The 23,021-nt window shown below is 54.5% G+C and carries 23 protein-coding genes; 10 read left to right on the plus strand and 13 right to left on the minus strand.

Annotated features, from left to right (window positions below; all coding sequences use genetic code 11):
- Window positions 1-74 precede the first annotated feature (74 nt).
- The 3 genes from sra (at window position 75) to adhP (ending at window position 3,344) form a co-directional block, all read left to right on the plus strand.
- Complete coding sequence (gene sra / locus NR795_RS06310; RefSeq protein ID WP_072015219.1) at window positions 75-212, plus strand: stationary-phase-induced ribosome-associated protein; 138 nt, start codon at window positions 75-77, stop codon at window positions 210-212.
- A 204-nt stretch (window positions 213-416) separates the two neighbouring features.
- On the plus strand, window positions 417-2,114 hold the full coding sequence (locus NR795_RS06315; RefSeq protein WP_257757586.1) for an NAD-dependent malic enzyme: 1,698 nt from the start codon (window positions 417-419) through the stop codon (window positions 2,112-2,114).
- A gap of 219 nt (window positions 2,115-2,333) precedes the next feature.
- Window positions 2,334-3,344, plus strand: coding sequence for an alcohol dehydrogenase AdhP (adhP, locus tag NR795_RS06320; RefSeq protein WP_257757588.1), 1,011 nt, complete (start codon window positions 2,334-2,336; stop codon window positions 3,342-3,344).
- A 125-nt stretch (window positions 3,345-3,469) separates the two neighbouring features.
- On the opposite strand, the gene glgX is transcribed toward adhP, so the two are convergent.
- The 3 genes from glgX to treZ all read right to left on the minus strand — a co-directional run bounded on the left by glgX (window position 3,470) and on the right by treZ (window position 9,961).
- Complete coding sequence (glgX, locus tag NR795_RS06325; RefSeq protein WP_144815686.1) at window positions 3,470-5,545, minus strand: glycogen debranching protein GlgX; 2,076 nt, start codon at window positions 5,543-5,545, stop codon at window positions 3,470-3,472.
- 97 nt (window positions 5,546-5,642) lie between these two features.
- The gene (gene treY, locus NR795_RS06330; RefSeq protein ID WP_257757589.1) at window positions 5,643-8,177 is read right to left on the minus strand and encodes a malto-oligosyltrehalose synthase; all 2,535 of its coding nucleotides are present in this window, start codon (window positions 8,175-8,177) and stop codon (window positions 5,643-5,645) included.
- Window positions 8,174-9,961, minus strand: a complete 1,788-nt coding sequence (gene treZ / locus NR795_RS06335; protein ID WP_257757590.1) for a malto-oligosyltrehalose trehalohydrolase — start codon at window positions 9,959-9,961, stop codon at window positions 8,174-8,176. The genes treY and treZ overlap by 4 nt, the downstream gene beginning before the upstream one ends.
- Before the next feature lie 339 nt (window positions 9,962-10,300).
- Here treZ and NR795_RS06340 point away from each other — a divergent pair, with 339 nt between their 5' ends.
- The 3 genes from NR795_RS06340 to NR795_RS06350 all read left to right on the plus strand — a co-directional run bounded on the left by NR795_RS06340 (window position 10,301) and on the right by NR795_RS06350 (window position 11,318).
- Window positions 10,301-10,555 (plus strand): hypothetical protein, encoded by a 255-nt coding sequence (locus tag NR795_RS06340; protein WP_257757591.1) that lies wholly within the window; start codon window positions 10,301-10,303, stop codon window positions 10,553-10,555.
- 98 nt (window positions 10,556-10,653) lie between these two features.
- Window positions 10,654-10,941 (plus strand): hypothetical protein, encoded by a 288-nt coding sequence (locus NR795_RS06345; protein WP_144815674.1) that lies wholly within the window; start codon window positions 10,654-10,656, stop codon window positions 10,939-10,941.
- A gap of 164 nt (window positions 10,942-11,105) precedes the next feature.
- A complete protein-coding gene (locus NR795_RS06350; RefSeq protein WP_257757592.1) occupies window positions 11,106-11,318 on the plus strand; it encodes a hypothetical protein in 213 nt (70 codons plus the stop codon).
- A gap of 49 nt (window positions 11,319-11,367) precedes the next feature.
- Here NR795_RS06350 and NR795_RS06355 read toward each other — a convergent pair whose 3' ends face one another.
- From NR795_RS06355 to NR795_RS06370, 4 genes are all read right to left on the minus strand, one after another.
- On the minus strand, window positions 11,368-11,616 hold the full coding sequence (locus tag NR795_RS06355) for a biofilm development regulator YmgB/AriR family protein (RefSeq protein WP_257757593.1): 249 nt from the start codon (window positions 11,614-11,616) through the stop codon (window positions 11,368-11,370).
- A 145-nt stretch (window positions 11,617-11,761) separates the two neighbouring features.
- The gene (locus NR795_RS06360) at window positions 11,762-13,417 is read right to left on the minus strand and encodes an iron ABC transporter permease (protein ID WP_144815664.1); all 1,656 of its coding nucleotides are present in this window, start codon (window positions 13,415-13,417) and stop codon (window positions 11,762-11,764) included.
- Window positions 13,418-13,456: 39 nt separating this feature from the next.
- On the minus strand, window positions 13,457-14,425 hold the full coding sequence (locus NR795_RS06365) for an ABC transporter substrate-binding protein (RefSeq protein ID WP_257757594.1): 969 nt from the start codon (window positions 14,423-14,425) through the stop codon (window positions 13,457-13,459).
- The gene (locus NR795_RS06370; protein ID WP_257757596.1) at window positions 14,422-15,138 is read right to left on the minus strand and encodes an ABC transporter ATP-binding protein; all 717 of its coding nucleotides are present in this window, start codon (window positions 15,136-15,138) and stop codon (window positions 14,422-14,424) included. Before NR795_RS06370 ends, NR795_RS06365 begins: the two co-directional genes overlap by 4 nt.
- Window positions 15,139-15,365: 227 nt before the next feature.
- Between NR795_RS06370 and NR795_RS06375 the strand changes: the two genes are divergently transcribed.
- The 3 genes from NR795_RS06375 (at window position 15,366) to NR795_RS06385 (ending at window position 17,482) form a co-directional block, all read left to right on the plus strand.
- Entirely contained in the window at window positions 15,366-15,941 is a 576-nt protein-coding gene (locus tag NR795_RS06375) for a flavin reductase family protein (protein ID WP_144815656.1), read from the plus strand.
- 306 nt (window positions 15,942-16,247) lie between these two features.
- Window positions 16,248-17,093 carry a DUF3289 family protein gene (locus tag NR795_RS06380; protein ID WP_257757597.1) on the plus strand — a complete coding sequence of 282 codons (846 nt, stop codon included), beginning with the start codon at window positions 16,248-16,250 and terminating at the stop codon, window positions 17,091-17,093.
- Window positions 17,093-17,482, plus strand: a complete 390-nt coding sequence (locus NR795_RS06385; protein ID WP_257757598.1) for a DUF943 family protein — start codon at window positions 17,093-17,095, stop codon at window positions 17,480-17,482. Before NR795_RS06380 ends, NR795_RS06385 begins: the two co-directional genes overlap by 1 nt.
- 157 nt (window positions 17,483-17,639) lie before the next feature.
- Here NR795_RS06385 and NR795_RS06390 read toward each other — a convergent pair whose 3' ends face one another.
- The 4 genes from NR795_RS06390 to NR795_RS06405 are packed head-to-tail and all read right to left on the minus strand — an operon-like array spanning window position 17,640 to window position 19,929.
- The gene (locus tag NR795_RS06390; protein WP_257757599.1) at window positions 17,640-18,101 is read right to left on the minus strand and encodes a lysozyme inhibitor LprI family protein; all 462 of its coding nucleotides are present in this window, start codon (window positions 18,099-18,101) and stop codon (window positions 17,640-17,642) included.
- A 47-nt stretch (window positions 18,102-18,148) separates the two neighbouring features.
- Window positions 18,149-18,379, minus strand: coding sequence for a tautomerase PptA (gene pptA, locus NR795_RS06395; RefSeq protein ID WP_257757600.1), 231 nt, complete (start codon window positions 18,377-18,379; stop codon window positions 18,149-18,151).
- Window positions 18,380-18,416: 37 nt separating this feature from the next.
- Window positions 18,417-18,890 carry a GNAT family N-acetyltransferase gene (locus tag NR795_RS06400; protein ID WP_186370529.1) on the minus strand — a complete coding sequence of 158 codons (474 nt, stop codon included), beginning with the start codon at window positions 18,888-18,890 and terminating at the stop codon, window positions 18,417-18,419.
- A gap of 19 nt (window positions 18,891-18,909) precedes the next feature.
- Window positions 18,910-19,929 carry a LacI family DNA-binding transcriptional regulator gene (locus NR795_RS06405; RefSeq protein ID WP_374543892.1) on the minus strand — a complete coding sequence of 340 codons (1,020 nt, stop codon included), beginning with the start codon at window positions 19,927-19,929 and terminating at the stop codon, window positions 18,910-18,912.
- A gap of 192 nt (window positions 19,930-20,121) precedes the next feature.
- Here NR795_RS06405 and NR795_RS06410 point away from each other — a divergent pair, with 192 nt between their 5' ends.
- Window positions 20,122-21,318, plus strand: a complete 1,197-nt coding sequence (locus NR795_RS06410) for an L-talarate/galactarate dehydratase (RefSeq protein WP_257757601.1) — start codon at window positions 20,122-20,124, stop codon at window positions 21,316-21,318.
- 7 nt (window positions 21,319-21,325) lie between these two features.
- Here the strand turns inward: NR795_RS06410 and NR795_RS06415 are convergent, their stop codons facing one another.
- Entirely contained in the window at window positions 21,326-22,099 is a 774-nt protein-coding gene (locus tag NR795_RS06415; RefSeq protein ID WP_257757603.1) for an amino acid ABC transporter ATP-binding protein, read from the minus strand.
- Window positions 22,083-23,012: an amino acid ABC transporter permease gene (locus NR795_RS06420; RefSeq protein WP_257757605.1), complete on the minus strand. Its 930-nt coding sequence runs from the start codon at window positions 23,010-23,012 to the stop codon at window positions 22,083-22,085. The genes NR795_RS06415 and NR795_RS06420 overlap by 17 nt, the downstream gene beginning before the upstream one ends.
- Window positions 23,013-23,021: the final 9 nt, after the last annotated feature.

A 23,021-nucleotide genomic window follows, 5' to 3' on the forward strand; every position in this document is an offset into this window, starting at 1 on the left:
CTATGGGATACGCTTTGCCCGGCTCGCCGTTGCGAGTTGGTCCTTGAAACTATTAACAGAATTAAGGAGTTAGCATGAGAACGAATCGTCAGGCACGTCATATTTTAGGTCTGGACTATAAGCTGTCGAATCAGAGAAAGGTCGTGCGTAGCGACGACGGCAGCGAAAAAGTGGTCACACACCGCCACGGGCGTCATCGCCGCGCCCAGTAATGTCATTATTGTTATACAAATTGTTACCCAAAACAGTTCCCGCGCCACCGCTCCGGTGGCGTTTTTATTTATGAATATGTTTCAGCAAAGTAACAAGTAATTGCAATACGCATGCTTTATACTTCCCTCCGCCGTACTACCTACCCCGTTTGCACGCAGGTAACCGTGCCATCGCCGGGATTTGTTTACCCAGGAGTTTTCGAGATGTTGCTGAAGTATAAGAAAAACCGTTCGCTGTACATCCCCTATGCTGGCCCCGTGCTGCTGGAGTTTCCTCTGCTGAATAAAGGCAGCGCCTTCAGTCTGGAAGAGAGGCGCAACTTTAACCTGCTCGGCCTGCTGCCTGAAGTGGTAGAGACCATTGAAGAGCAAGCGGAACGCGCTTGGTTGCAGTATCAGGGGTTCAAAACGGATATCGATAAGCACATCTATCTGCGTAACATTCAGGACACTAACGAAACCCTCTTCTACCGTCTGGTAGAAAACCATCTCGATGAGATGATGCCGGTAATCTATACCCCGACGGTCGGCGCTGCCTGCGAGCGTTTCTCTGAGATCTATCGCCGCGCGCGTGGCGTATTTATCTCCTACGAAAACCGCCACATGATGGATGACATCCTGCAGAACGTCTCGGCGCACAATATTAAAGTGATCGTCGTCACCGACGGTGAACGTATTCTCGGTCTCGGCGATCAGGGCATCGGCGGCATGGGCATTCCCATCGGCAAGCTGTCACTCTACACCGCCTGCGGCGGTATCAGCCCGGCGTATACTTTGCCGGTGGTGCTGGATGTCGGTACCAACAATCAGCAGCTGCTTAACGATCCCCTCTATATGGGCTGGCGTCATCCGCGTATCAGCGGCGACGAATACTATGAGTTTGTAGATGAGTTTATCCAGGCCGTGAAACAGCGCTGGCCGGACGTGCTGCTGCAGTTCGAAGATTTTGCCCAGAAAAACGCGATGCCGCTGCTCAACCGCTACCGCAACGAGATCTGCTCGTTTAACGACGATATTCAGGGCACGGCGGCCGTGACGGTGGGCACGCTTATCGCCGCCAGCCATGCCGCAGGCAGCCAGCTCAGCAACCAGAAAATTGTATTCCTCGGCGCAGGTTCTGCCGGGTGCGGTATCGCCGAGCAGATTGTGGCCCAGACCCAGCGCGAAGGGCTGAGCGAAGCCGCCGCGCGGCAAAAAGTGTACATGGTCGATCGCTTCGGCCTGCTGACCGATCAGATGCCGAATCTGCTGCCGTTCCAGAGCAAGCTGGTGCAGAAGCAGGAGAATATTCAACACTGGGAGACCAGCGGCGATGCTATCTCCCTGCTGGACGTAGTACGCAACGTCAAGCCGGACATTCTGATTGGCGTCTCGGGCCAGACTGGCCTGTTTACGGAAGAGATTATCCGGGAGATGCATAAGTACTGCCCGCGCCCGATCGTCATGCCGCTTTCAAACCCTACCTCTCGCGTAGAGGCAACGCCGCAGGATATCATCACCTGGACCGACGGCAACGCGCTGGTAGCCACCGGTAGCCCGTTCCCACCGGTGCAGTGGAAAGATAAGGTCTACCCGATTGCCCAGTGCAACAACGCCTATATCTTCCCGGGCGTCGGGCTGGGCGTTATCGCCGCTGGCGCGTCGCGTATCACCGACGAGATGCTGATGGCGGCAAGTGAAACCCTGGCGGAGCACTCCCCGCTGCGCACAAATGATAACGGCATGGTGCTGCCGGGCCTCGATCAGATCCAGCACGTCTCCCGCGCTATCGCGTTTGCCGTGGGCCAGGTGGCGCAGCAGGAGGGCGTGGCGGTGAAAACCTCCGCCGAGGCGCTGCAGCAGGCGATCGACGACAACTTCTGGCGGCCTGAGTACCGCAGCTATCGCCGCACTTCTATTTAATCAGTTGCCCGGCGGCGCTACGCTTGCCGGGCCTACATCCCTTCACCCTCCCTGGAGCTTGTTGACGAGTCATTTGCGAATTATTCTCATAAATCTTTGCAGGATGTGTCTGCGAGGTTGCAACTTTTCCAGAAGTCATTAATCCTTAAGGAGTAATTTCGTTCACTTCTCACGCGTTACGTTATGCATTAATCAACTGCATACCTTCAGGAGATAACAATGAAAGCAGCTGTTGTCACTCACGATCATCAAGTAGAGATCACCGAAAAGACCTTACGCCCGCTTCGCCATGGCGAGGCGCGGTTAAAGATGGAGTGCTGTGGAGTTTGCCATACCGATCTTCACGTCAAGAATGGCGATTTCGGTGACAAAACCGGCGTCATTTTGGGCCATGAAGGCATTGGCGTGGTAGAGGAAGTCGGGCCGGGCGTCACGTCGCTGAAGCCAGGCGATCGCGCCAGCGTAGCCTGGTTCTATGAAGGCTGCGGACACTGCGAATACTGTAACAGCGGTAATGAAACCCTCTGTCGTGAGGTTAAAAACGCGGGTTATAGCGTTGATGGTGGTATGGCTGAAGGCTGCATCGTCGTAGCAGACTACGCGGTGAAAGTGCCGGATGGTCTCGATCCCGCCGCCGCCAGCAGTATTACCTGCGCAGGCGTAACGACCTATAAGTCGATCAAGATCTCCCATATCAAACCCGGCCAGTGGATTGCGATCTACGGTCTTGGCGGCCTCGGCAACCTGGCGATGCAGTATGCGAAGAACGTCTTTAACGCCAAAGTGATCGCTATCGACGTCAATGATGAGCAGCTCAGCCTGGCATCAGAGATGGGGGCTGACCTGACCATTAACTCCTGTAACGAAGACGCGGCGCAGATCATTCAGCAGAAAACCGGCGGCGCACATGCGGCGGTGGTCACCGCTGTCGCCAAAGCGGCATTCAACTCCGCCGTCGATGCGGTGCGGGCCGGTGGCCGCGTGGTTGCCGTTGGCCTGCCGCCGGAGTCCATGAGTCTCGATATCCCGCGCCTGGTGCTGGACGGTATTCAGGTCGTCGGTTCGCTGGTGGGCACCCGTCAGGATCTGACCGAAGCCTTCCAGTTCGCCGCCGAGGGCAAAGTGGTGCCGAAAGTCGCCTCTCGCCCGCTGGAGGATATCAACGCCATCTTCCATGAAATGGAGCAAGGCAAGATCCGCGGTCGTATGGTGATCGATTTCCGTCATTAATTACCGGGGAGTGGAACGCCCTGTTCAACCCGGAACATCCAGACGCAAAAACGGCTCTGCTGAGTGTAAAAGCAGAGCCGTTTATTATCGATCCGCGCCTGAGTAAGCGCTGTTAGCTATTTACCCTATGGCCTTCTGAACAGCGCGATGCTGCGCCCTTCCAGAGTAAAGTCCGTTTCACTATCGATAACGATACCGTGGGACTCTTTATCAAAGGTCGTGAGCTCCAGAACCCAACCGCTTTCCCCTGGCTGCGGAATACGGAACGGCATGCTCTCTTCAAACGGGTTCAGCAGCATCAGCACGTCGTGCCAGATCCCCTCTTCGGGTATTAAATCCGGGCGGCTAATGTAGACCACCAGGGCCGATCCCTCATGCCAGTGCTCTGGCTGCTGGATCCCCCCTTCGGCGTTGAACCACTCGATGAGCAGACCATCGCGCCAGCTTTCGCGGCGTAGCAAGGGTTGCTCCGCACGCAGCTTGATAAGTTTGCGGGTAAACTCGCGCAGCGCTTCGCTGGAGGGCGGGAGATCGTCCCAGTGAACCCAGGAGATCTCGCTGTCCTGACAGTAGCCGTTGTTGTTACCCATTTGGCTACGGCCAAACTCGTCCCCGGCCAGTAGCATCGGCGTACCATGGGATAAGAACAGCGTGGCGAGGAAGTTACGCTTCTGCCGCTCGCGGACTGCGTTAATGTTCTCGTCGTCGGTAGGACCTTCCGCCCCGTAGTTGTAAGAGCGGTTATCGTTATGACCGTCGTTGTTATCCTCGCCGTTCTCTTCGTTGTGCTTCTCGTTATACGAAACCAGATCGTTAAGCGTGAAGCCGTCGTGGGCGGTGATGAAGTTAACGCTCGACCAGGGGCGACGGCCACGGATGTCGTAGAGATCGCCAGAACCCAGCAGGCGGGAGGCAAAATCCTGGGCGACGTTGTCGCCTTTCCAGTACTCACGTACCGTGTCACGATACTTATCGTTCCACTCTGCCCAGCCCGGCGGGAACCCACCTACCTGATAGCCACCCGGCCCGATATCCCAGGGTTCGCCAATCAGCTTGAGTTTAGAGAGCACCGGATCCTGGGTGATGGCATCAAAGAAGCCGCCGCGCTGGTCGAAGCCTTCCGGCTCACGCCCCAGAATGGTACCCAGATCGAAGCGGAAGCCGTCGATATGCATCGACTCTGCCCAGTAGCGCAGGGAGTCCATCACCATCTGTAGTACGCGCGGATGAGAGGTGTTTACCGTATTCCCAGTACCGGTGTCGTTGATGTAGTAGCGGTGCTGATCGGGCATGGTGCGATAGTAAGAGAAGTTATCGATACCCTTAAACGACAGCGTTGGCCCCAGCTCGTTACCTTCCGCCGTGTGGTTGTAGACCACGTCGAGGATCACCTCGATACCTGCGTCATGGAATGCGCGCACCATATCGCGGAAGCCCTGAATGCCTTTCGGCCCAAAGTAGCGAGAGGCTGGCGCAAAGAAGCCAAGCGTATTGTAGCCCCAGAAGTTTTTCAGCCCACGATCCAGCAGATGCTGATCGTCCGGGAACCAGTGAATCGGCAGCAGCTCCACCGACGTAATGCCGAGGTTTTTGATGTAGTCCACGGTCGCTTTGTGGCCCATCCCCTCGAAGTTACCGCGCAGCGCCTGCGGCAGCGCCGAGTTAAGCTGGGTAAACCCTTTCACATGGGTTTCATAGATAATTGCCTGTGACCACGGAATGTTCGGGCGGTTATTGTCCTGCCAGTCAAACTCATTGGGGTTAACGACCCGACATTTCGGCATAAACGGCGCGCTGTCGCGTTCATCAAAGGTCAGGTCCTTATCCTCGTGCAGCATGTCATAAGCGAAATGCGCTTCGTTCCACTCCACATCGCCTACCAGCTCACGGGCGTAGGGATCGATAACCAGCTTGTTGGGGTTAAAGCGATGACCGTTTTCCGGATCGAAGGGACCGTGCACGCGGAAACCATACAGTGCACCCGGTTGCAGGCCGGGCACGTAACCGTGCCAGATCTCGTGGGTATACTCCGGCAGGTCCAGGCGGCCGATCTCGTGCTTGCCGCTCGGGTCATAAAGGCACAGCTCCACGCGCTCTGCATGCGCCGAGAAAAGGGCAAAGTTAACACCCTCGCCATCGTAGTTTGCGCCGAGAAGGTGATAATCCCCCGGCAAAATTTGGTATGTATTATGGTGTGTCATTCATTCTTCTCCGTAGAATGTGGGCTTCAAAGAGCACATTCCTTTAGGCAGTAGGCAACCAGGCGCGATTGAGCGCGGCAAAAATTCAGGTGAATACTCATTCAGCCAGCAAGATTTGCGGTACATCGCCGATAATTTGCATTAAATCAATCTGTTCATTCAGGGAGAACGTTTCTCCGCTGAGAATGTTACGGTAGCGGCGGCCTGCCAGCGATTCAGGGAGCGCAATGGTCGTATCGGTAAACCATGCTGTTTCTGCATCGTCAGGCAGCCGCAGCGCCAGACGCGGAGCGATAACAATAAGCGCATCGCCGCCGCGGATCCGGGTACTGACCCGGGCGTAAGCGATAACGTGATCCGCTCGCTCGCCCGTTACCGTCAGCGGCAGATAATCACCATAGCGGAACAGCGCAGGTTTTTGCTGACGCAGGCGCAGGGTTTTGGCAATAACCTGCTGCTTCAGGAAACCGCTTTGCCAGCTCTCTTCGGTAACGATGACGGGATGGTCATCCTCAGGCAGCTGCTGGGTCAGGGTGGCGAAATCCGGCTCGCGACGGTTATCAGGATCGACAAGGCTAAAGTTAAGCGCCTCGCTGCCCTGGTAGATATCCGGCACACCCGGCGCGGTAAGTTTGATAGCGGTCTGGGTCAAGCTGTTAACCAGTCCGGCGCGAATAAACGGCTGAAGCGAACTCACGAAATCCTGTAAGAAGACCTGATTGTCCGGCGAAAGCAGGTGTCGAGCATAGTCGAGCATCGCTTTCTCAAACGGATCGTTATTGTCCACCCAGTCGGTGCGCAGCTTCGCTTCCCGTAACGCCTTTTCAACGAAGTCCAGGAAGCGATCTTCCAGCGCCTTTAGCCCTGCCGCATCGTCGGGCTGCAGCGTCACGGGCCACACGCCCGCCAGCGCCTGGTACAGCATCCACTTCCCAGCGGGCTTCGGTGCCGGACCATCTTCAAGCTCGACCACTTTATGCTGGTTAATTTCCCGCCAGCGACCGACGCATACCGCCCAGCGCGACGGGGCTTCCGTCAGCGTATAGAGGCGCGCACGCGTGTCTTCCCCGCGTTTAGTATCATGAGTCGAGGTGCTGGAAAGCGCATCAGGCTGCTTCTCCAGACGGGTTTTCATCTCAGCGTGGAAACGATCCAGAGAGAACATGCGCGGCAACGGCTCGGCACCGACCTCATTAAGCGCCAGGCCCATGTTCTGGCGGAAGAAGAGCGTATCCTCCACGGATTTTGCCATCAGCGGGCCGGTGAGCTGTTGGAATCGGGTGCGGAACAGAGATGCTTTATCCGATGCTGCATTCGACAGCAAACCCGCAAGAATTTGGGTAATAAAGTCGAGCGCCTCGGGATCCGGTGCATTGTCGCTGGCTTTAACCTTGGTCACTATTTTATGCAGCAGCTCAGCATCTGCAGGCGGCAGGCCCTCTTGTGTTCCGTAGGTACGATAGACCGGGAAGGCAACAAGCAGCTCGCGTAAAGCGGCATGCATTGTCGCTTGCTCTGTTACAAACCCCTCCACTTCCGCAAGGCCGAGCGCCAGCTTCAGCAAGGTGGTAAATTCACCCTCGAAGTTGCGGTCAACCATCAGCAGCTTGGCCGAACGCAGTTCGGCCCGCATATCCACTTGCCTCTCCATGGTCTTGTCGTAGGCTTTGCGCAGCGCGGCAAGCCGATCGTCATCGACCAGGGCGTCCGAGAGCGCGGCAATAAATTCGTACCCGGTAGTGCCCGATACTGGCCAGTCGTCCGGCAGATGCTCGCCTTTGCCGAGGATCTTCTCAACGGTCAGGTAGCAGTCAGCGCCGGCCTCCTGGCGCAGGCGTCTCAGATAGCCTTTGGGATCGGCAAGGCCATCTACATGGTCAACCCGCAGGCCGTCTACCGCCCCGCTGCGCACCAGATCCAGGATCAGGCGGTGGCTATCGTCAAAGACGGCTTCATCTTCAACGCGAACTCCAACGAGGCCGGTAATTTCAAAAAAGCGACGATAGGAGAGATCGCGGGGCGCATCTCGCCACGTCATCAATCGATAAGGCTGTTGCTCGTGTAGCGCAATAAGCTCTGCTTTATCGGTGAGATTAAGCACCTCATCTTCACGCCCCTGATAGCTCTCCGGGCAAAGTGGATAGAAGCTCTCAAAATAGGCGAAGGCAGGTTTACCTGTTTTAGGATCGGCCTGCAGGCGGATATCGCCCTTCTCCAGCTCGGCCTCAAAGGTATCCCCGAGGAACGGCAGGGTCAGGCGACGCGACCAGTCGATATCGAAATAGCGGGCATAGCGGCTCTGTTCACCGTGTTCAATGACGTCGCGCCACCATGCGTTCTCCAGCGAGGCCGCCATATGGTTCGGAACGATATCCAGAATCAGGCCAAGGCCGGCCTCTTTCAGGGCGGCTACCATGCGGTCAAAACCCTCGCGGCCGCCAATGGCGGGCTCGATCTCGTTGGCATCCGTAACGTCATAGCCATGGGTTGAGTCGGCGGTGGCGGTAAAGATCGGTGAGGCATAAAGGTGGCTGATGCCCAGCTGCTGCAAATAAGGCACAAGGGCAGCGGCGCGGTCAAAGGTCATGCCGTTACGAAATTGGATACGGTAAGTCGCGGTTGGGATCTTCACTTTGCTTCTCCTGATGCAAGGCGAACAACAATGGAGTTCTGCGGCAGTTCATCTGCCGCATTCGGCCAGGCAAAAACGGTTTCGCCGGGTAATTCCGGTAGCGTCTGATGACGCTCGCCAATATTCAACGCCAGAGAGAGCGTTCCCTGCGGGAATGTCCAGCTCACGGCAAGGAATCCTTCGTCTGTTTTAACTACCCGGCCAGAATTGCCCCCGGCGGTAGCCAACAGCGGCACGATCTTCTGCTGGCGCAGACGCAGCAGCGCTCGGGTCAGCTCCAGCCAGGCGCGCCCTTCGTGGCTTTCGAGTTTGTGCCAATCCAGCTTCGACTGCATAAAGGTGCTCTCGGCGTTCGGATCGGGCACGCTGTCACCGTCGTAGCCATTATGCCCGGCAAACTCTTTCGCGCGCCCTTCACGTACGGCTTTAGCGAGATCGCCATGGAAATCGGTAAAGAACAGGAATGGATTGTTCTCTCCGTACTCCTCTCCCATAAACAGCAGCGGGATATGCGGAGACAGAAGCAGCGCGGCGAGCAGCACCCTGGTACGCTCGACGCCAGCCAGGGAGATCAGTCTCTCACCGTGCGCACGGTTGCCGGTCTGGTCGTGGTTCTGCAGAAAGTCCACGAACGCCACCGGCGGCTGCCCGGTGCTGTCCACGCCGCGAGCCTCTCCTGAGTGCGGGGACACCTCTCCCTGATAGGCAAACCCTTCTGCCAGCGCACGTGCGACATATTTCTCCGGCTGGTCGGCAAAATCTTCATAGTAGGCGTGGGTTTCGCCGGTAGCAAAAACGTGTACGGCATTGTGGAAATCATCGTTCCATTCGCCGCTGAACAGCGGCGTCGAACCCTCTTCATCACGCGGATGCAGGAAAATGACGTTCCGGCAATCTTCCGTCGTCAGGTGTGCAGGTCGGTCGGTAATCTCAGCCCGAATGCGCTCGGCAATCTCCATCAGGATATGCTTCTCAGCGCTGTCATCAATCTGATCGATGGCATCGAAGCGTAACCCGTCGAGGTTAAACTCTTTCAGCCAGTAGAGCGGCGCTTCGGCAATATAGCGACGTGTGGCATCGATATCATAGGCAATGCCCGGCCCCCAGGGCGTCATGCGCTCCTTGTGGAAGAACTCTGGCGACAGCAGCGGCAAATAGTTGCCCTCTGGGCCGAAATGATTCAGCACAATGTCGAGCACCACCGAGATGCCGTAGCCGTGCGCGGCATCGACAAAGGCTTTGAAATCGTCTGGCGTACCGTAGGCGGAGTGCGGCGCGTAAAGCAGCACGCCGTCATAGCCCCAGCCCCGGTTGCCACCAAACTGCGATACGGGCAAGATCTCAACAGCGGTAATTCCAATATCCGCCAGGTAAGGCAGCTTCTCAATGGCGGCCTGGAAGGTCCCTTCTGGGGTAAAGGTGCCAACATGCAGCTCATAGAAAACGGTCTCTTCCCAGGGACGCCCTTGCCACTGCGTGTTTTGCCAGCGATAGCTTTCTGGATTGATAACCAGCGAAGGGCCATTGACATCGGCCTTTTGCCCCCGGGACGCCGGGTCCGGCAGAGCGGTACCATCAGCCAGAACGTAGTGATATTCCGTACCAGGGGAGATATCGGTAGCGGAAAATTCGAACCAGCCTTCCCCGGCCGGGTTCATCTTAAATTCCTTGCCTGAAAGCCTGAGCGTAATGCTCTCCTGACCGCTCGCCCACACACGAAAACGCACTGTGTCAGCGGCCACGAACTCGGCCCCCCAGCTTTTAAGAAAAGATCTGGACTCCATGCAGATACCTCAATAAACGCAGACGTGACGAAAGGGTGTAAAACGGTATTCGGGTTGCTACCTCTCCTGACCGTATGTAAATAAAATCATAGCCTATGCTGTAAAAAGTGATGTGGAGTTCTACTTAAGGAAGGTTTATGTTCAATCACAAACTGGATATATCCTATATTAATAAACAGCTTACATTTTACCCCTTGTATGAGTAGGGTAAAAAAATATCAGTTTTCTTTTCTTTTACCGTTTCTTATCGATATTATTAGGCAACAAAATAAACGGGCTGAGGCGGACAGATAAAGCCCCTCATCAAGTGCGTGATTAAACGGGTACCGGAAACGCAACATGTGCGAGAACGATGTAAAAGCGACAGAGAGTAACGATATCAATACGGGCGTGTGTGTAGTCATGCAGGATATGCCTTCACGAGAAGAGACGCTGGGAGATATCGTCATCGCTCTGTTGCGTGCTGGTCAAATTATCAGCAGAAGAACGATCTGTTTGAAACTGGTTGCGCGTATCGAGGCTGAAAATAGTCCCCTTATGCAGGCGCATCTCAGCGATCTAATGCGTTTGATTCTGCGTAATAATCATTTCTGACGGGCGAAACGTGTAATATACCTATCTATCTCTGGCATAAGCGGGCATACTGCTAGAATGATATGAAGTCCAGCGCCAAATAAATACTGTGAGGCTCAATGAGCAAAAATGATAAGGAAAGGCTGGTAGATAAAGTGATGGGTGAAGCCGTAATGTCGCTTCTTGAGGCTGATGACAACGTCTCTTTCGATGCCCTTCTCAGTCAGTTGCAGGAGAGTCTCCATGATGAAAATGACCATGGCAGACGTGAAGCTTTTCGTACGGCCATCAATGGGGTACATCAGTTCAGAATGCTCCCCGACAGCGGTTCCAGCCCCTCCCGATCCTTAAAGCTCCACAGACGCGACGCTGTTCTCAGTCACCCTAATATTGTTTATAAACATTAGCTTCAGTCAGTAATACCTGTTTAATCGGTACGGTTAACAGGTTTTTTGCTGTTTTACCCTTCTAATCAGACTTGCTTTAAGCATGTTCCCCCAAATGCTCTCTGTGAATTTGATCTTGGCGACTTAGCCTGGAAGACAAACCCCCTTCTGCATTGAGAGTGCAATTGAACGAAGATGAACACGTTTTACTTGAAAATATTCAAGAGGTCATTGGTGAGGCGGCAACCTGGCTGATGAATTCACGTCTGCCGGTAAATGCGGACAATCTTATGATGGTACTACGCGCCCGTAGTGTGATGGTAAAAGAGAAGCAGCAGCTAAGCATTCTGGAAAGCTGTATTCGCTACCTTAGGGCCCGTCTGGTAAAACCTTTATAAGTCAACGCCCTGTATCCTGACTAAGCGATACGGGGCGTTTTAAATAACATTACAAATCGTCTGGTGTTTTCTGGACGATGAGTTCAAGCGCGTTGCGATAGACATCGAGCTTGATTACATCATCTTCTGTTTCAAGCAGCCTGATAAGGGCCAGAATCATATTTTTATTGTTCACCTCAATACGATTACTTTTGAGATTCTGAGCGAGTCCCCTAATAAGAGTACGTTCGGCTTCAAAAGCATGACTACCCTGATCAAACCAGGTGTTGAGCGTGTCTTCAGTTGTTGCGCTGTGCATCAATATGCCTTTAAATTTAAGTTACTGGCCTCTCTACGTATCGAGAGAAAATAGTTACCGCGATAAACGTAGACGGCAATGCTTTCCTCCGCAATAGTCACCCTTGCGATTGGCGATAATTTGAACGCTTTTGCGTAATTTATTATCAGCCGCGTCCCTTACGTTGCATGATTGCCAGCGCGGTAAGCATAAGAAGCAGCCCGGTGAGCAGCGTTAAGGTCGCCATCGCCATTCCCTGCCCGACCGATCCCTGTTCAAACTGCCGCCAGATAAAGACCGCCACGGTTTGCGTGCCGGCTGGTGAGAGCAGCAGCGACGTGACCAGCTCACGGGACGCGATAGCAAATACCATTAGCATCGCGGCCAGCATAGCTGGAAAGACCAGCGGCATGACGATAAAGCGCAGCGCCTGAAGCGCACTTGCACCATGAACCCGCGCGGCCGGCTCCAGATTGCCACCCAGCTGGCGTAGCGCGCTGGTGATATAGCGCACCGGCCAGGGCATCAGCAGGCAGCAATATGACAGCAGCAGGATCGCCCAGGTATTGTAGGGCGAAACCGGCCAGAAGGTGCGGTTCCACAGCAGAATCAGCCCTACACCAACGACAATGCCCGGCAGCGCCGCAGGCAGTAGCGACAGGGCATCCAGCACGCTGCGACCTTTTATCTGCCTGACCACAACCAGCCACGAAATCAGCAGGCCAAGGAGACCGGTGATCAGCGACGCGCCGAGCGCCAGCGACAGGCTGGTGCCCAACGCCGACAGCGCATCCCCCTGCTGGGAGAAGAGCGCTAAATAGTGCTGAGGCGTCACGTTATTCCAGGCCAGTCCGCCTGACAGCGTCGACATCACCCCGGTCACCGCCATGGATAATCCCGGCAGTCCAACTGCCAAAAATCCGGTTAAGGCCATTACCGTCACCACCGGAACGACGGCGATGCCCAGCGTGGCCCCCATATTCTCCGTTGGCTTGCCGGTTACGCTGGTCACCTCTTTATCCCCTACCAGGCGTCGCTGTAACCACCATCCGGTTAAGGCAATGACAATCAGCACCATCGAGAGCAGCGACGCGCCGGGCAGATCAATTGGCCAGTCGGCGAGTTTCTTCTCGATACCCACCGTCATCATCACTACCCCTGAGCGCGTTCCCAGCGCCGCCGGAACGCCATACTCCTCAATGGCCAGGGTAAAGGCTAACAGCATCCCCGCTGCCAGGGCGGGCGCGACCATGGGCAGCGTGATATGCCAAAATGCCCGCCACGCCGTCGCGCCATGTACTCGCGCAACCAGCGCCAGCCGCTGTCCGCTAGCGAGCAGGCTGCGCGAGACGGCAAAATAGACCACCGGAAAAATATTCAGGGTCATGACCAGCACAATGCCGCTGCGGCTGAAAAGCAGGTTGTTAAGGTCGATACCGGTCAGCTGATCGAGATAACCATTGGTCTGTAAGACCAGCATCCAGGAGAGCGCGGCAATATAGGGCGGGGTCAGAAACGGGATGAGAAAGATAAGATCCCACAGCCTGGGTACGGGAAGATTGAATAATCCGCGCATTACGCCGAGCGGCAGACCAATCAGAGCGCTCAACAGCGCGACGCCTGCGGCAATCCATAGCGTTCCCCCCAGCATAGCGGGCAGCTGCGGATCCTGAAACTGCGGGGCAATCCCCGTTAACGCCCCGCTCAACGAGCCGGCGCTAAACTGCGGAAAAATGGCCTGTAGAATAATAAACAGCAACGGCAGCGCGACCAGGATCGCCAGCAGCGCCACGGTAGTGAGGGTAATTAATCTCTGTTTCACAACGGCTATCCTGAAAGCGGGGTTGCCCCCGCCGGGTGATTACTGCGCGAAAAGGGTATTAAAGCGTTTCAACACATCGCTGCGCTCGCTGTTGCCGTCGTTGGAGGTCGGCAGGATTTTAAGGTCGTTCAGCAGTGGGCGCTTAGCGGTAACGTCGGTGCGGGCCGGCATCAGCCAGGCATCGGCGACCAACGCCTGCCCTTCTGGCGAGAGCACATAGTCAACAAAAGCTTTAGCATCGTCAGCATGCTGCGTGGTTTTCAGGATCATCATCGGGCGTGGGGCAATCACCGTCCCGCTCGCCGGGAAGATCACCTTCAGCGACTCACCCTGGGCGATATTGCCGTAAGAGACATAGTCCACCGCACCAAACACGGCGGCTTTCGCCCCCTGCATGACCGGCGTTACCGCCTGGGCGTTAGGGCCGCTGACCACCATACCGTTCTGCTTCAGCTGCTCAAACAGTTTCCACGCCGCATCACCCATGCCGTTTTGCAGGCCAATCAGCAGATCGAGAGATGCACCAGAGAGCGCCGGGTCAGGCGTGGTGATTTTATCTTTAAAGTCTGTGGCGGTGAGATCCTGCCACTCTTTTGGCTCAGGCGTACCGCTTTTGCTATTCCAGACGATACCCAATGCCGAAATACCCTGAGCAACATAGTCGCTGGTTTTGAGGTTAGCAGGCACCTTTTCTGCATTCTGGCTCTGATACGGTAGCAGCCAACCACGATTGTGCAGATCTTCCGCCGTATCCCATGACGCAGAGATAAGAATATCGGCCTGCGGATTAGCCTGCTCGGCCTCCAGGCGCGCCATTACCTTCCCGGTCGTAGCCTGAAAGATGTTGACCTTGACGCCGGTTTTCTTCTCATAGCCTGCCGCGAGGCCTTTAGCCAGCGACCCAGGACCTGCGGTATAGACAGTCAGCGCCTGCGCGCTGGAGACGCTGATAGCAGACAATGCCATAGTTAATGCAACTCCTTTTATTACAGACGACACTGCTTTCATAATAATGCTCCATTGTATGTTGTAACTAAAGTATTTGTAATTAAATCAGATGCCGCCACGCGACCGGCGGAGAGATGCACAATACGGTCGGCAATCAACTCTGCTTCCCGGCGATCGTGGGTAACGTAGACCGCAGTGGTTCCGGACTGGCGCAGGATCCGTGACATCTCCAGACACAGCGACTCTCGCAGCTCACTGTCGAGATTGGAGAGCGGCTCGTCAAAGAGCAGGATCCGGGGCTGGGCGACGATGGCGCGTGCGAGGGCCACCCTCTGCTGCTGTCCGCCGGAGAGCCCGGACGGTTTACGTTCGGCAAAGTCCGACAGCCCTACCCTTGCCAGGGCCTCGGCGACGCGGAGATCACGCTCGGCACGTGGCAGGTTACGCATTTTGAGGGGAAAGGCGACGTTCTGCGCCACAGACATATGTGGCCACAGCGCATAGTCTTGAAAGACCATGCCGATATCGCGCGCCTCTGGCGGCAGCGCCCAGCCCGCCTTTGCGACCAGTCGTTCACCGAACCAGATCTCCCCTTCCGCAGGGTGCGTCAGCCCGGCCAGCAGGCGTAAAAGCGTGCTTTTGCCGCAGCCAGAGGGTCCGAGCAGGGCCACGATGCTGCCGGGTTCAATATGCAGATCGATCTGATGAAGAACGGTATGGTTGGCAAAGGCGTACGAAACACCTTCGAGACGAATACGGGTCAGTGCGTGCATTATCGCCCTCCAGCTACAGGAAGCCGACAACGCCCCGTCGCCAAATGCAGACGGGCCGCACTCACCTGTACAAAAGACAGGGGAGCAAACATATTGTTATCCTCTTTGGGACTTAGTTGCTGGCGACTATAGGCAGGCTTTGTTACATCGAGATGACGCATTTATTGCGGCTTGATTTAATCCGTCATGCAGCCTTTAATGCAGCAAGGTCACTAGAAGGAGTCACAATGCGCTATTTCCGCCCCGTTGCGCTGGAGCACGCCAGCCGTCTGCTAAACCACGGCCCAACCGTCCTGATCACCAGTCGGGACGACCAGATCGATCGCCGCAACATTATGGCGGCTGCGTGGTCGATGCCGGTGGAGTTCTCCCCGCCGCGCATTGCCATCGTGATCGATAAGAGCGCCTGGTCGCGAGAGCTGATTGAGCGCAGCGGCATGTTTGGCATCGTGGTTCCCGGCGTTGCGGCCAAAAACTGGACCTATGCGGTAGGGAGCGTCACCGGGCGGGATGAAGATAAATTTAACTGCTACGGTATCCCTGCTATCTCAGGTCCGGTGTTAGGCCTGCCGGTGGTTGAGGAGCGCTGCCTGGCATGGATGGAGTGTCGTCTGCTGCCGGCCACCGCCGCGCAGGAGAAATACGATACCCTGTTTGGCGAGGTAGTCGCCGCTGCGGCCGACGAACGCGCATTTATTAACGGACGCTGGCAGTTTGATGATGACAAACTCAATACCCTGCACCACCTGGGCGGCGGAACCTTTGTCACCAGCGGCAGGCAGATGAGCATTAACGATAAGTAGAGAAGTGCTCCCTGCCGTTAGCGGTGGGGAGATAAAAGACCATGCTTCGGCCCAGCTTTTGTGCTTCCATCTCCATGGCGATCTCTGATTTCAATACTCAAACCTCCTTTTTACGAATCATCTTGATAATATTTTTTACATTATTGGTATTTTGGCTTATATACTGGAACGCAAACCAGTAGCTGCGCCTCATCTGTAGAATCATCACATCACTGATGACAGGTTAATGTTAAATGATGATCTATTGCACAGTTTTATGATCATCGTATGATGGATTGATATGAAGCAAGTAAAGGATGACACTATATGACTAATGCTGTATTTCCACAGACAATATTTATGACCCAGCGGCCATTTGATGATTATGGCGCAGATGATATGCGGTACGGAGATATCTCAGCCGATAGGCTCATACGAGAATTTGGGTTAAAGAATATATCAAATATCGTTGATCCCTATACATTAACTCGTCTGACAACATTTGATAACCCGCAATCAAGATTCGCAGGGGTTTATGGTGGCACTCATCGAGGTGGAACAATAAGCATTCAAGACTGTGCCCGATTATTATTTGAGGAGATGCAGAAAACCTCTTTACCTTACTCCTTCGTAGGTCCATACCGTTATTTGATTAACCAGATGTTAAGACATTTTCAGCGTTCGACAGGTACGCCTTTTGGCGATGCGCAACTTAACGCTGCTTACAGTCAAAAGCTTCAATCTGACTATAATGCAAAGAGTGTAAATTCAATATTTCAAAAAACATTTGGATCCTTTATTGATTATGAAAATAAATGCTTCCCCCAAGAGCGATTAAAAGATGTTACATCTGCTATAGGTGGTTCAATACTTCCTAAATTTGACTCTATGATTATAGACAAGATTAATGGAATGGGTATAACCATTCATGATGTTCATGCAACAAAAATAGATATTATTAGCCTTGAAGTATACGAGCGAGGTTGGAAAGCACGTGTTAAATTTTCAGCCCAAGATCATTTTGGTCTTGATATTAATGATATAAGAAAAAAGAAGTTCTACCAATTTAAATTCTTTCAAATATGGTTTGTCCTACAAAGATTTAATAAATTTGGTTTCCGTCCATTTTTGACAAATCTAGAGGCTATTGTTAATATACAGGGGAATCGCTGATGCGTTCGTTCGCTATCGCAGCTCTAGCAATAATGCTAGGTTTTATGTATTATTATTTTAATAAAGATCAAAAAGTTACAGTGGTAAATAGTTATTATGACGGTAGCACTGCACGGATTATCGTAGATTCTCTGCCTTTCACTGACGCGAAAAAAATTGACTGGTGGCAGCATAATCAGGATGAAATTAGACGTAAGTATCATATTCCTGCTGGCGCTCAAGGTCCGTTTCTCATAACGATATACGCCTTTGGTGAAGGGTATCAAGAGGAAGGTAAAGAAGATCGACTCTGTTTTCCCAATGTTGAACCTCCCCGTAACTGCATTGATAAAAATATACTGATGATGATCTGGCGTACCCGAGAGGGCAGCATCAAGTATAATTTTTAATCAACAAATGACTGTTGGATGCTTCTTCATTTTTATTCAACCATTAGTAACCTTATGACTAATAAGATAATCTGGTGGTTGAATAAAAGCCTAAACAAAGAACCTTAAGTAATTAAGCAAGAGCAAGTCCTTAACCTCACTATTGGTAATTTCTATTTCATCCGTCCGAAAGTTCAGGATGTATCATTTTGATTTCTTCTATTCGCCTTTTCGCCAGGTTAATCTGACAGCTTAATACTGCTGCTCCATAGCCATCAACTCTCTCAGATCCTGTGCTAGCGGTTTTACAATATTCAGTGCGGTACTTAAGCCATAATTCTTGACTATGTATAAAGGCTTGCTTCATGCCTTCACGCCGATCTTTTTCTCCCATCCACCACCGGGAAAAGTCGAAAGTTGATATCTCTTTTAGTTTATCTTTATAAACGTCATTTAATTCTTTTTCACTTCGCTTACTGACAGAATTTAAACACTCACTGTCTATATTACTACTCTTATCGACACAAGCGTCAACATCGCTATTTTTGACTATGCTTGAATGGTTGGATTCTGCTAAAGCATTGATAGTAAAAGCCGATAGGATCGTACCAATGATATACGCCAGGCAATATTTATTCATTTACAACACCCCATGCTTACCCTGCCCCGAAGGGCAGGAGGCACAAACTACATGCTGTAGCCCGGCTTTTTGATCAGCTTTTCCATCTGCGGAGCGATCTCTGTGTCCCACACCTGCGCTTTCCAGTCCTCAGGCTGAACCTGGCTCAGGGCAACGCTCACCGAATTGTCTTTGCTGTTGAGATGACGGACAATTGCAGCGGTAATATCGTCCGCCAGCGCCGTTTTCTGCTCTTCGCTCAGATCGCGGGGGAAACATTTAATATCGATATGCGGCATAGCAAACTCCTCGTTTATTTAGCGTCTGGCCGGGTTGTTAGCCCAGTACTTTATTCATATTGATTCCGGTTACGTTAAAACCGTTATTCTCATAGACTCGTCTGGCCTGCGGATTTCCAGCAGCCACCCGCAGTTTGATCTGCTTACAGCCCTCTTCCACCAGGCGCAGCTCAAGCTGCTTCATGGCCTCGCTGCCAAAACCTTTTCCCCGGAACGCGGGGAAAAGATAGAAGTCATTGATAAAGGCTGAATGCAGCTGCGGATCCGGCTTGTACCAGAGGTAGCCAATATGATTTTCTTTCTCAGCGTCGTTAAGAACAATACACAGTAGTATCTGCCCTGCACTCTTCTCGCCGTCGGGGAAACTGGCTTCCAGCTCGCGACGCGCCTGCGCAAGGGCATCTTCCTCAGAGAGCAGATAGTTACTGACAATCTCGGCAGCATAATCCGGGATAAAATAGTCAACAAAGGCCTGAAATTCATGCCGGGATGGGGATCGAAACGTTATCACTTACCCTCCTGTAATCTGTTTAAGCCGACTCGCGTTCAATAAGCGTAAAGCCAACGTCCAGAATAACATTATCAGGCTCAATGCCCTCGATGCGATCGGCAAGCAGCGTCGCGGCGCGCAGGCCTATCTCGTGACGGTCGACGCTAACGGTGGTAATAGCGGGTCGATTGGAAGCGGCAAAATCGAGATCGCCGAAACCGACGACGGCCAGATCCTGCGGCACCCGCAGTCCCCGACTTTCGGCCTCCATAATCGCTCCCTGAGCAAGGGTATCGGAGCTGCACACCACCACGTCACACTCTCCCTGCGTTAGCAATGCCCCTAGCCCTTCCCGGCCCAGCGCTAGCCTGGCGGGAAGCGGCACATCTACCTGTAACGGCGCAGGAAAACCGTGCAATGTTAGCGCCTCACATAACCCTGCCTTACGCTGCTGGGCGCGGCGATCTTCAGCCCAGATCAGCCCTGGACGGGTGTAACCTTTGCGCTGTAAAAAATGCCCCAGTGCCTGGCCCACTTTTTCATGGGAGAAACCCACCAGCATATCGAGCGGCGTTGGGGTTGAATCCCATATCTCCACCACCGGCACGCTGGCGTTAAGCACGATCTTTTTCAGCTCCGCCGAGTGGTGAATACCGGTTAATACCATTCCGTCCGGACGGCGCGACAGCAGCGCTGCTACCAGTTCGGCTTCAGTCTGCGGCGTGTAGCCCGACATGCAGAGCAGCATATGGTAGCCCCGCGCCGCCAGCGCATCGTTCAGGGACTGAATAGTATCGACGAACATGCTGTTATTGATCTGCGGTACCACAACGGCAACCAGTTTGCTGCGTCGGGTAGCCAGCCCCCCTGCCAGCGCATTGGGAATATAGCCTGTAGCCTTAACGGCACTCATTACCCGATCAACTGTTTCTGGCCGTACCCGCTCTGGCGTGTTAATTGCCCGGCTGACGGTCATTGACGACAAGCCGGCGACGCGGGCAACGTCATCCAGGGTGGGGGCCCGGGGCGGCTGTGGGCGAGAGATCTTAGGCGTGGTCACGCAGTATCAACCTGTTCTAAAAAGCATTTCTGCCATTATTCATCAAGCGGCGCGCTTAATCCACACGCTATTGTGTCCCAGGCGGGCAGAAACTGTGATCGACTGTACAAATTATCCACTCCCCTCTAGCAGCGGCCTGATGGTTGAACTATAAATGTTAGCGCAAACATTTTATAACCTATGGAGAGTGCGATGACCTCTAGCGCAAATTCTGATTCAGTCACCTATGCCAAAGCAGAAGGTGTCAAAACGGCAGCGGAAACCGGCGATCGTATTGAGTGGGTGAAGCTCTCCCTTGCCTTCCTGCCGCTGGCGACGCCGGTGAGCGATGCCAAAGTGCTTACCGGTCGACAAAAGCCGCTGACCGAAGTGGCGATTATCGTGGCGGAGATCCACTCCCGCGACGGTTTCGAAGGCGTGGGCTTTAGCTACTCCAAGCGCGCCGGCGGCCAGGGGATCTACGCCCATGCCAAAGAGATTGCCGATAACCTGCTGGGTGAAGATCCTAACGATATCGATAAGATCTACAGCAAGCTGCTGTGGGCAGGGGCCTCTGTTGGCCGCAGCGGCATGGCGGTGCAGGCCATCTCCCCTTTCGATATCGCCCTGTGGGATATGAAAGCCAAACGCGCGGGTCTGCCGCTGGCGAAACTGCTTGGCTCCCATCGCGACTCGGTGAAGTGCTACAACACTTCCGGCGGCTTCCTGCACACCCCGCTGGATCAGGTGCTGAAAAACGTGACCATATCCAGAGAGAACGGCATTGGCGGCATTAAGCTGAAGGTCGGCCAGCCCAATACAGCCGAGGATCTCCGTCGCCTCACTGCCGTACGCGAGGCGCTGGGAGACGATTTCCCGTTGATGGTGGATGCTAATCAACAGTGGGATCGCGAAACCGCCATCCGCATGGGACGTAAAATGGAGCAGTTCAACCTGATCTGGATCGAAGAGCCGCTCGATGCCTATGACGTCGAGGGCCACGCCCAGCTTGCCGCCGCGCTGGATACGCCCATTGCGACTGGCGAGATGCTGACCAGCTTCCGCGAGCATGAACAGCTGATCCTCGGCAACGCCAGCGATTTCGTCCAGCCCGATGCGCCACGGGTTGGCGGCATCTCGCCGTTCCTGAAGATTATGGATCTGGCAGCGAAGCACGGGCGCAAGCTGGCTCCGCACTTCGCGATGGAGGTCCATCTCCACCTCGCGGCGGCCTACCCGCTGGAGCCGTGGCTGGAGCACTTTGAGTGGCTGAACCCGCTGTTTAACGAGCAGCTTGAGCTGCGGGATGGCCGGATGTACGTCTCCGACCGTCATGGCCTTGGCTTTACGTTAAGCGAGCAGGCGCGGCGCTGGACGCAGCAGACCGTTGAGTTTGGCAAGCGGCCATAGTGTTTTTTTACAGCACTTTTGACAAAAACTGTTGGGTGCGGGAATGCTGCGGGCGGTTTAACACCGCCTCGCTGCTGCCCTGCTCGACGATCTTGCCGTCTACCATAAAGACCACCGTGTCCGCCACTTCGCGGGCAAAGCCGATCTCATGGGTAACGACCACCAGCGTGGTGCCGGAACGGGCCAGGGTTTTGATGACGTCAAGCACCTCGCCCACCAGCTCAGGATCGAGGGCCGAGGTGGGCTCATCGAACAGCATAACGCGTGGACGCAGCGCCAACGCGCGGGCAATGGCGATACGCTGCTGCTGACCGCCGGAGAGATGGCGCGACCAGGCGTCGGCCTTATTGCGCAGGCCGACGACGTCCAGCAGTTCGTAAGCCCGCTCAACGGCGGCTTTGCGGCTGAGCTGTTTATGGGCGATGGGCGCTTCAATCAAATTTTCCAGCACCGTCAGATGCGGAAAGAGATTGAAATTCTGGAAGACGTAGCCGACGTTGATGCGCTGGCGCAGGATCTCTTTCTCTTTCAGCTCGTAGAGCCGGTCGCCCTCCCGACGATAGCCAATGTACTCTCCGTCGATCTGGATAAAGCCTTCGTCTACTCGTTCAAGATGGTTGATGGCGCGCAGCAGCGTCGATTTACCCGAGCCGGAGGGACCAAGGATCACCGTTACCGATCCGGGGGGCAGCTCCAGCGAGACGCCGTCCAGCGCCTTGTGGCGACCAAAATATTTGCTGACGCCGGTAATCGAGATATGACCATTATGAGAGGTGGGCATGGACAGGCTCCTGAGCGGTAACGTGGGTTGCGGGAGAGGAGACCCGAGAAACACGCGGCGCGGCGTTGATGGCCGAACGGCGCTCGCTGCGGGCCAGGGCGCGCTCGACGAGGTGCTGAATGATTGACAGCACGCTGGTGATCGCCAGATACCAGACCGCGCCGACCATCAGGAGAGGGATCACCTCCTGGGTACGGTTGTAGATCATCTGAATGGTGTAGAACAGCTCCGGCATTGCCAGCACGTAGACCATCGCCGTTCCCTTGGCGAGGCTGATGATCTCGTTAAAGCCCGACGGCAGAATGGTGCGCAGCGCCTGGGGCAAGATGATGCGCAGGGTGCGCCGCCATGCCGGTAGACCGAGGGCAGCAGCGGCCTCGTACTGACCGTGATCGACGCCCAAAAATCCGCCACGAATAATCTCAGCGGTGTAGGCGCTTTGAACCAGCGTCAGCCCCACCACCGCCGTTGAGAACTGACCCAGCACGTTGATGGTCTCAAACTGCCCCCAGCTAATGGCGGTAAAGGGAATACCGATGGTCAGCGTGTCGTAGAGATAGGAGAAGTTGTAGAGAATAATCAGCACCACAATCAGCGGCAGGGAGCGGAACAGCCAGATATAGCCCCAGGCGAGGCTGCTCAATAGCCAGGAGGATGACAGGCGCGCCAGCGCCAGCAGACCACCGATAAGCACGCTGAGTACCGTCCCCAGCAGGGTGAGCAGCAGCGTCTGGCCTACGCCATACAGGATCGCCGGGTCGAAAAACCAGCGGGCAAACACGTGCCACTCCCAACGCGGATTAAAGGCAACGGACTGGATCACAATCGCCAGCACAAACAGCGCGACAAACGCGCCTACGGTGCGCAGCGGATAGCGGGCGGGGATCACTTTAATAGTTTCAGGTGTGGTCATCTTTTTTCC

The sequence above is a fragment of the Pseudescherichia sp. L3 genome, from assembly GCF_024656065.1.
GTDB lineage: Bacteria > Pseudomonadota > Gammaproteobacteria > Enterobacterales > Enterobacteriaceae > Pseudescherichia.

Coding starts and splice junctions, on each gene's coding strand:
- NR795_RS06385 (WP_257757598.1), top strand. CDS start 17,093: ATGCGTTCGTTCGCTATCGCAGCTCTAGCAATAATGCTAGGTTTTATG.
- NR795_RS06340 (WP_257757591.1), top strand. CDS start 10,301: ATGTGCGAGAACGATGTAAAAGCGACAGAGAGTAACGATATCAATACG.
- NR795_RS06390 (WP_257757599.1), bottom strand. CDS start 18,101: ATGAATAAATATTGCCTGGCGTATATCATTGGTACGATCCTATCGGCT.
- NR795_RS06415 (WP_257757603.1), bottom strand. CDS start 22,099: ATGCCCACCTCTCATAATGGTCATATCTCGATTACCGGCGTCAGCAAA.
- NR795_RS06355 (WP_257757593.1), bottom strand. CDS start 11,616: ATGCACAGCGCAACAACTGAAGACACGCTCAACACCTGGTTTGATCAG.
- treZ (WP_257757590.1), bottom strand. CDS start 9,961: ATGGAGTCCAGATCTTTTCTTAAAAGCTGGGGGGCCGAGTTCGTGGCC.
- NR795_RS06345 (WP_144815674.1), top strand. CDS start 10,654: ATGAGCAAAAATGATAAGGAAAGGCTGGTAGATAAAGTGATGGGTGAA.
- NR795_RS06410 (WP_257757601.1), top strand. CDS start 20,122: ATGACCTCTAGCGCAAATTCTGATTCAGTCACCTATGCCAAAGCAGAA.
- sra (WP_072015219.1), top strand. CDS start 75: ATGAGAACGAATCGTCAGGCACGTCATATTTTAGGTCTGGACTATAAG.
- NR795_RS06370 (WP_257757596.1), bottom strand. CDS start 15,138: ATGCACGCACTGACCCGTATTCGTCTCGAAGGTGTTTCGTACGCCTTT.
- adhP (WP_257757588.1), top strand. CDS start 2,334: ATGAAAGCAGCTGTTGTCACTCACGATCATCAAGTAGAGATCACCGAA.
- glgX (WP_144815686.1), bottom strand. CDS start 5,545: ATGACACACCATAATACATACCAAATTTTGCCGGGGGATTATCACCTT.
- NR795_RS06375 (WP_144815656.1), top strand. CDS start 15,366: ATGCGCTATTTCCGCCCCGTTGCGCTGGAGCACGCCAGCCGTCTGCTA.
- NR795_RS06315 (WP_257757586.1), top strand. CDS start 417: ATGTTGCTGAAGTATAAGAAAAACCGTTCGCTGTACATCCCCTATGCT.
- NR795_RS06420 (WP_257757605.1), bottom strand. CDS start 23,012: ATGACCACACCTGAAACTATTAAAGTGATCCCCGCCCGCTATCCGCTG.
- NR795_RS06365 (WP_257757594.1), bottom strand. CDS start 14,425: ATGAAAGCAGTGTCGTCTGTAATAAAAGGAGTTGCATTAACTATGGCA.
- pptA (WP_257757600.1), bottom strand. CDS start 18,379: ATGCCGCATATCGATATTAAATGTTTCCCCCGCGATCTGAGCGAAGAG.
- NR795_RS06380 (WP_257757597.1), top strand. CDS start 16,248: ATGACTAATGCTGTATTTCCACAGACAATATTTATGACCCAGCGGCCA.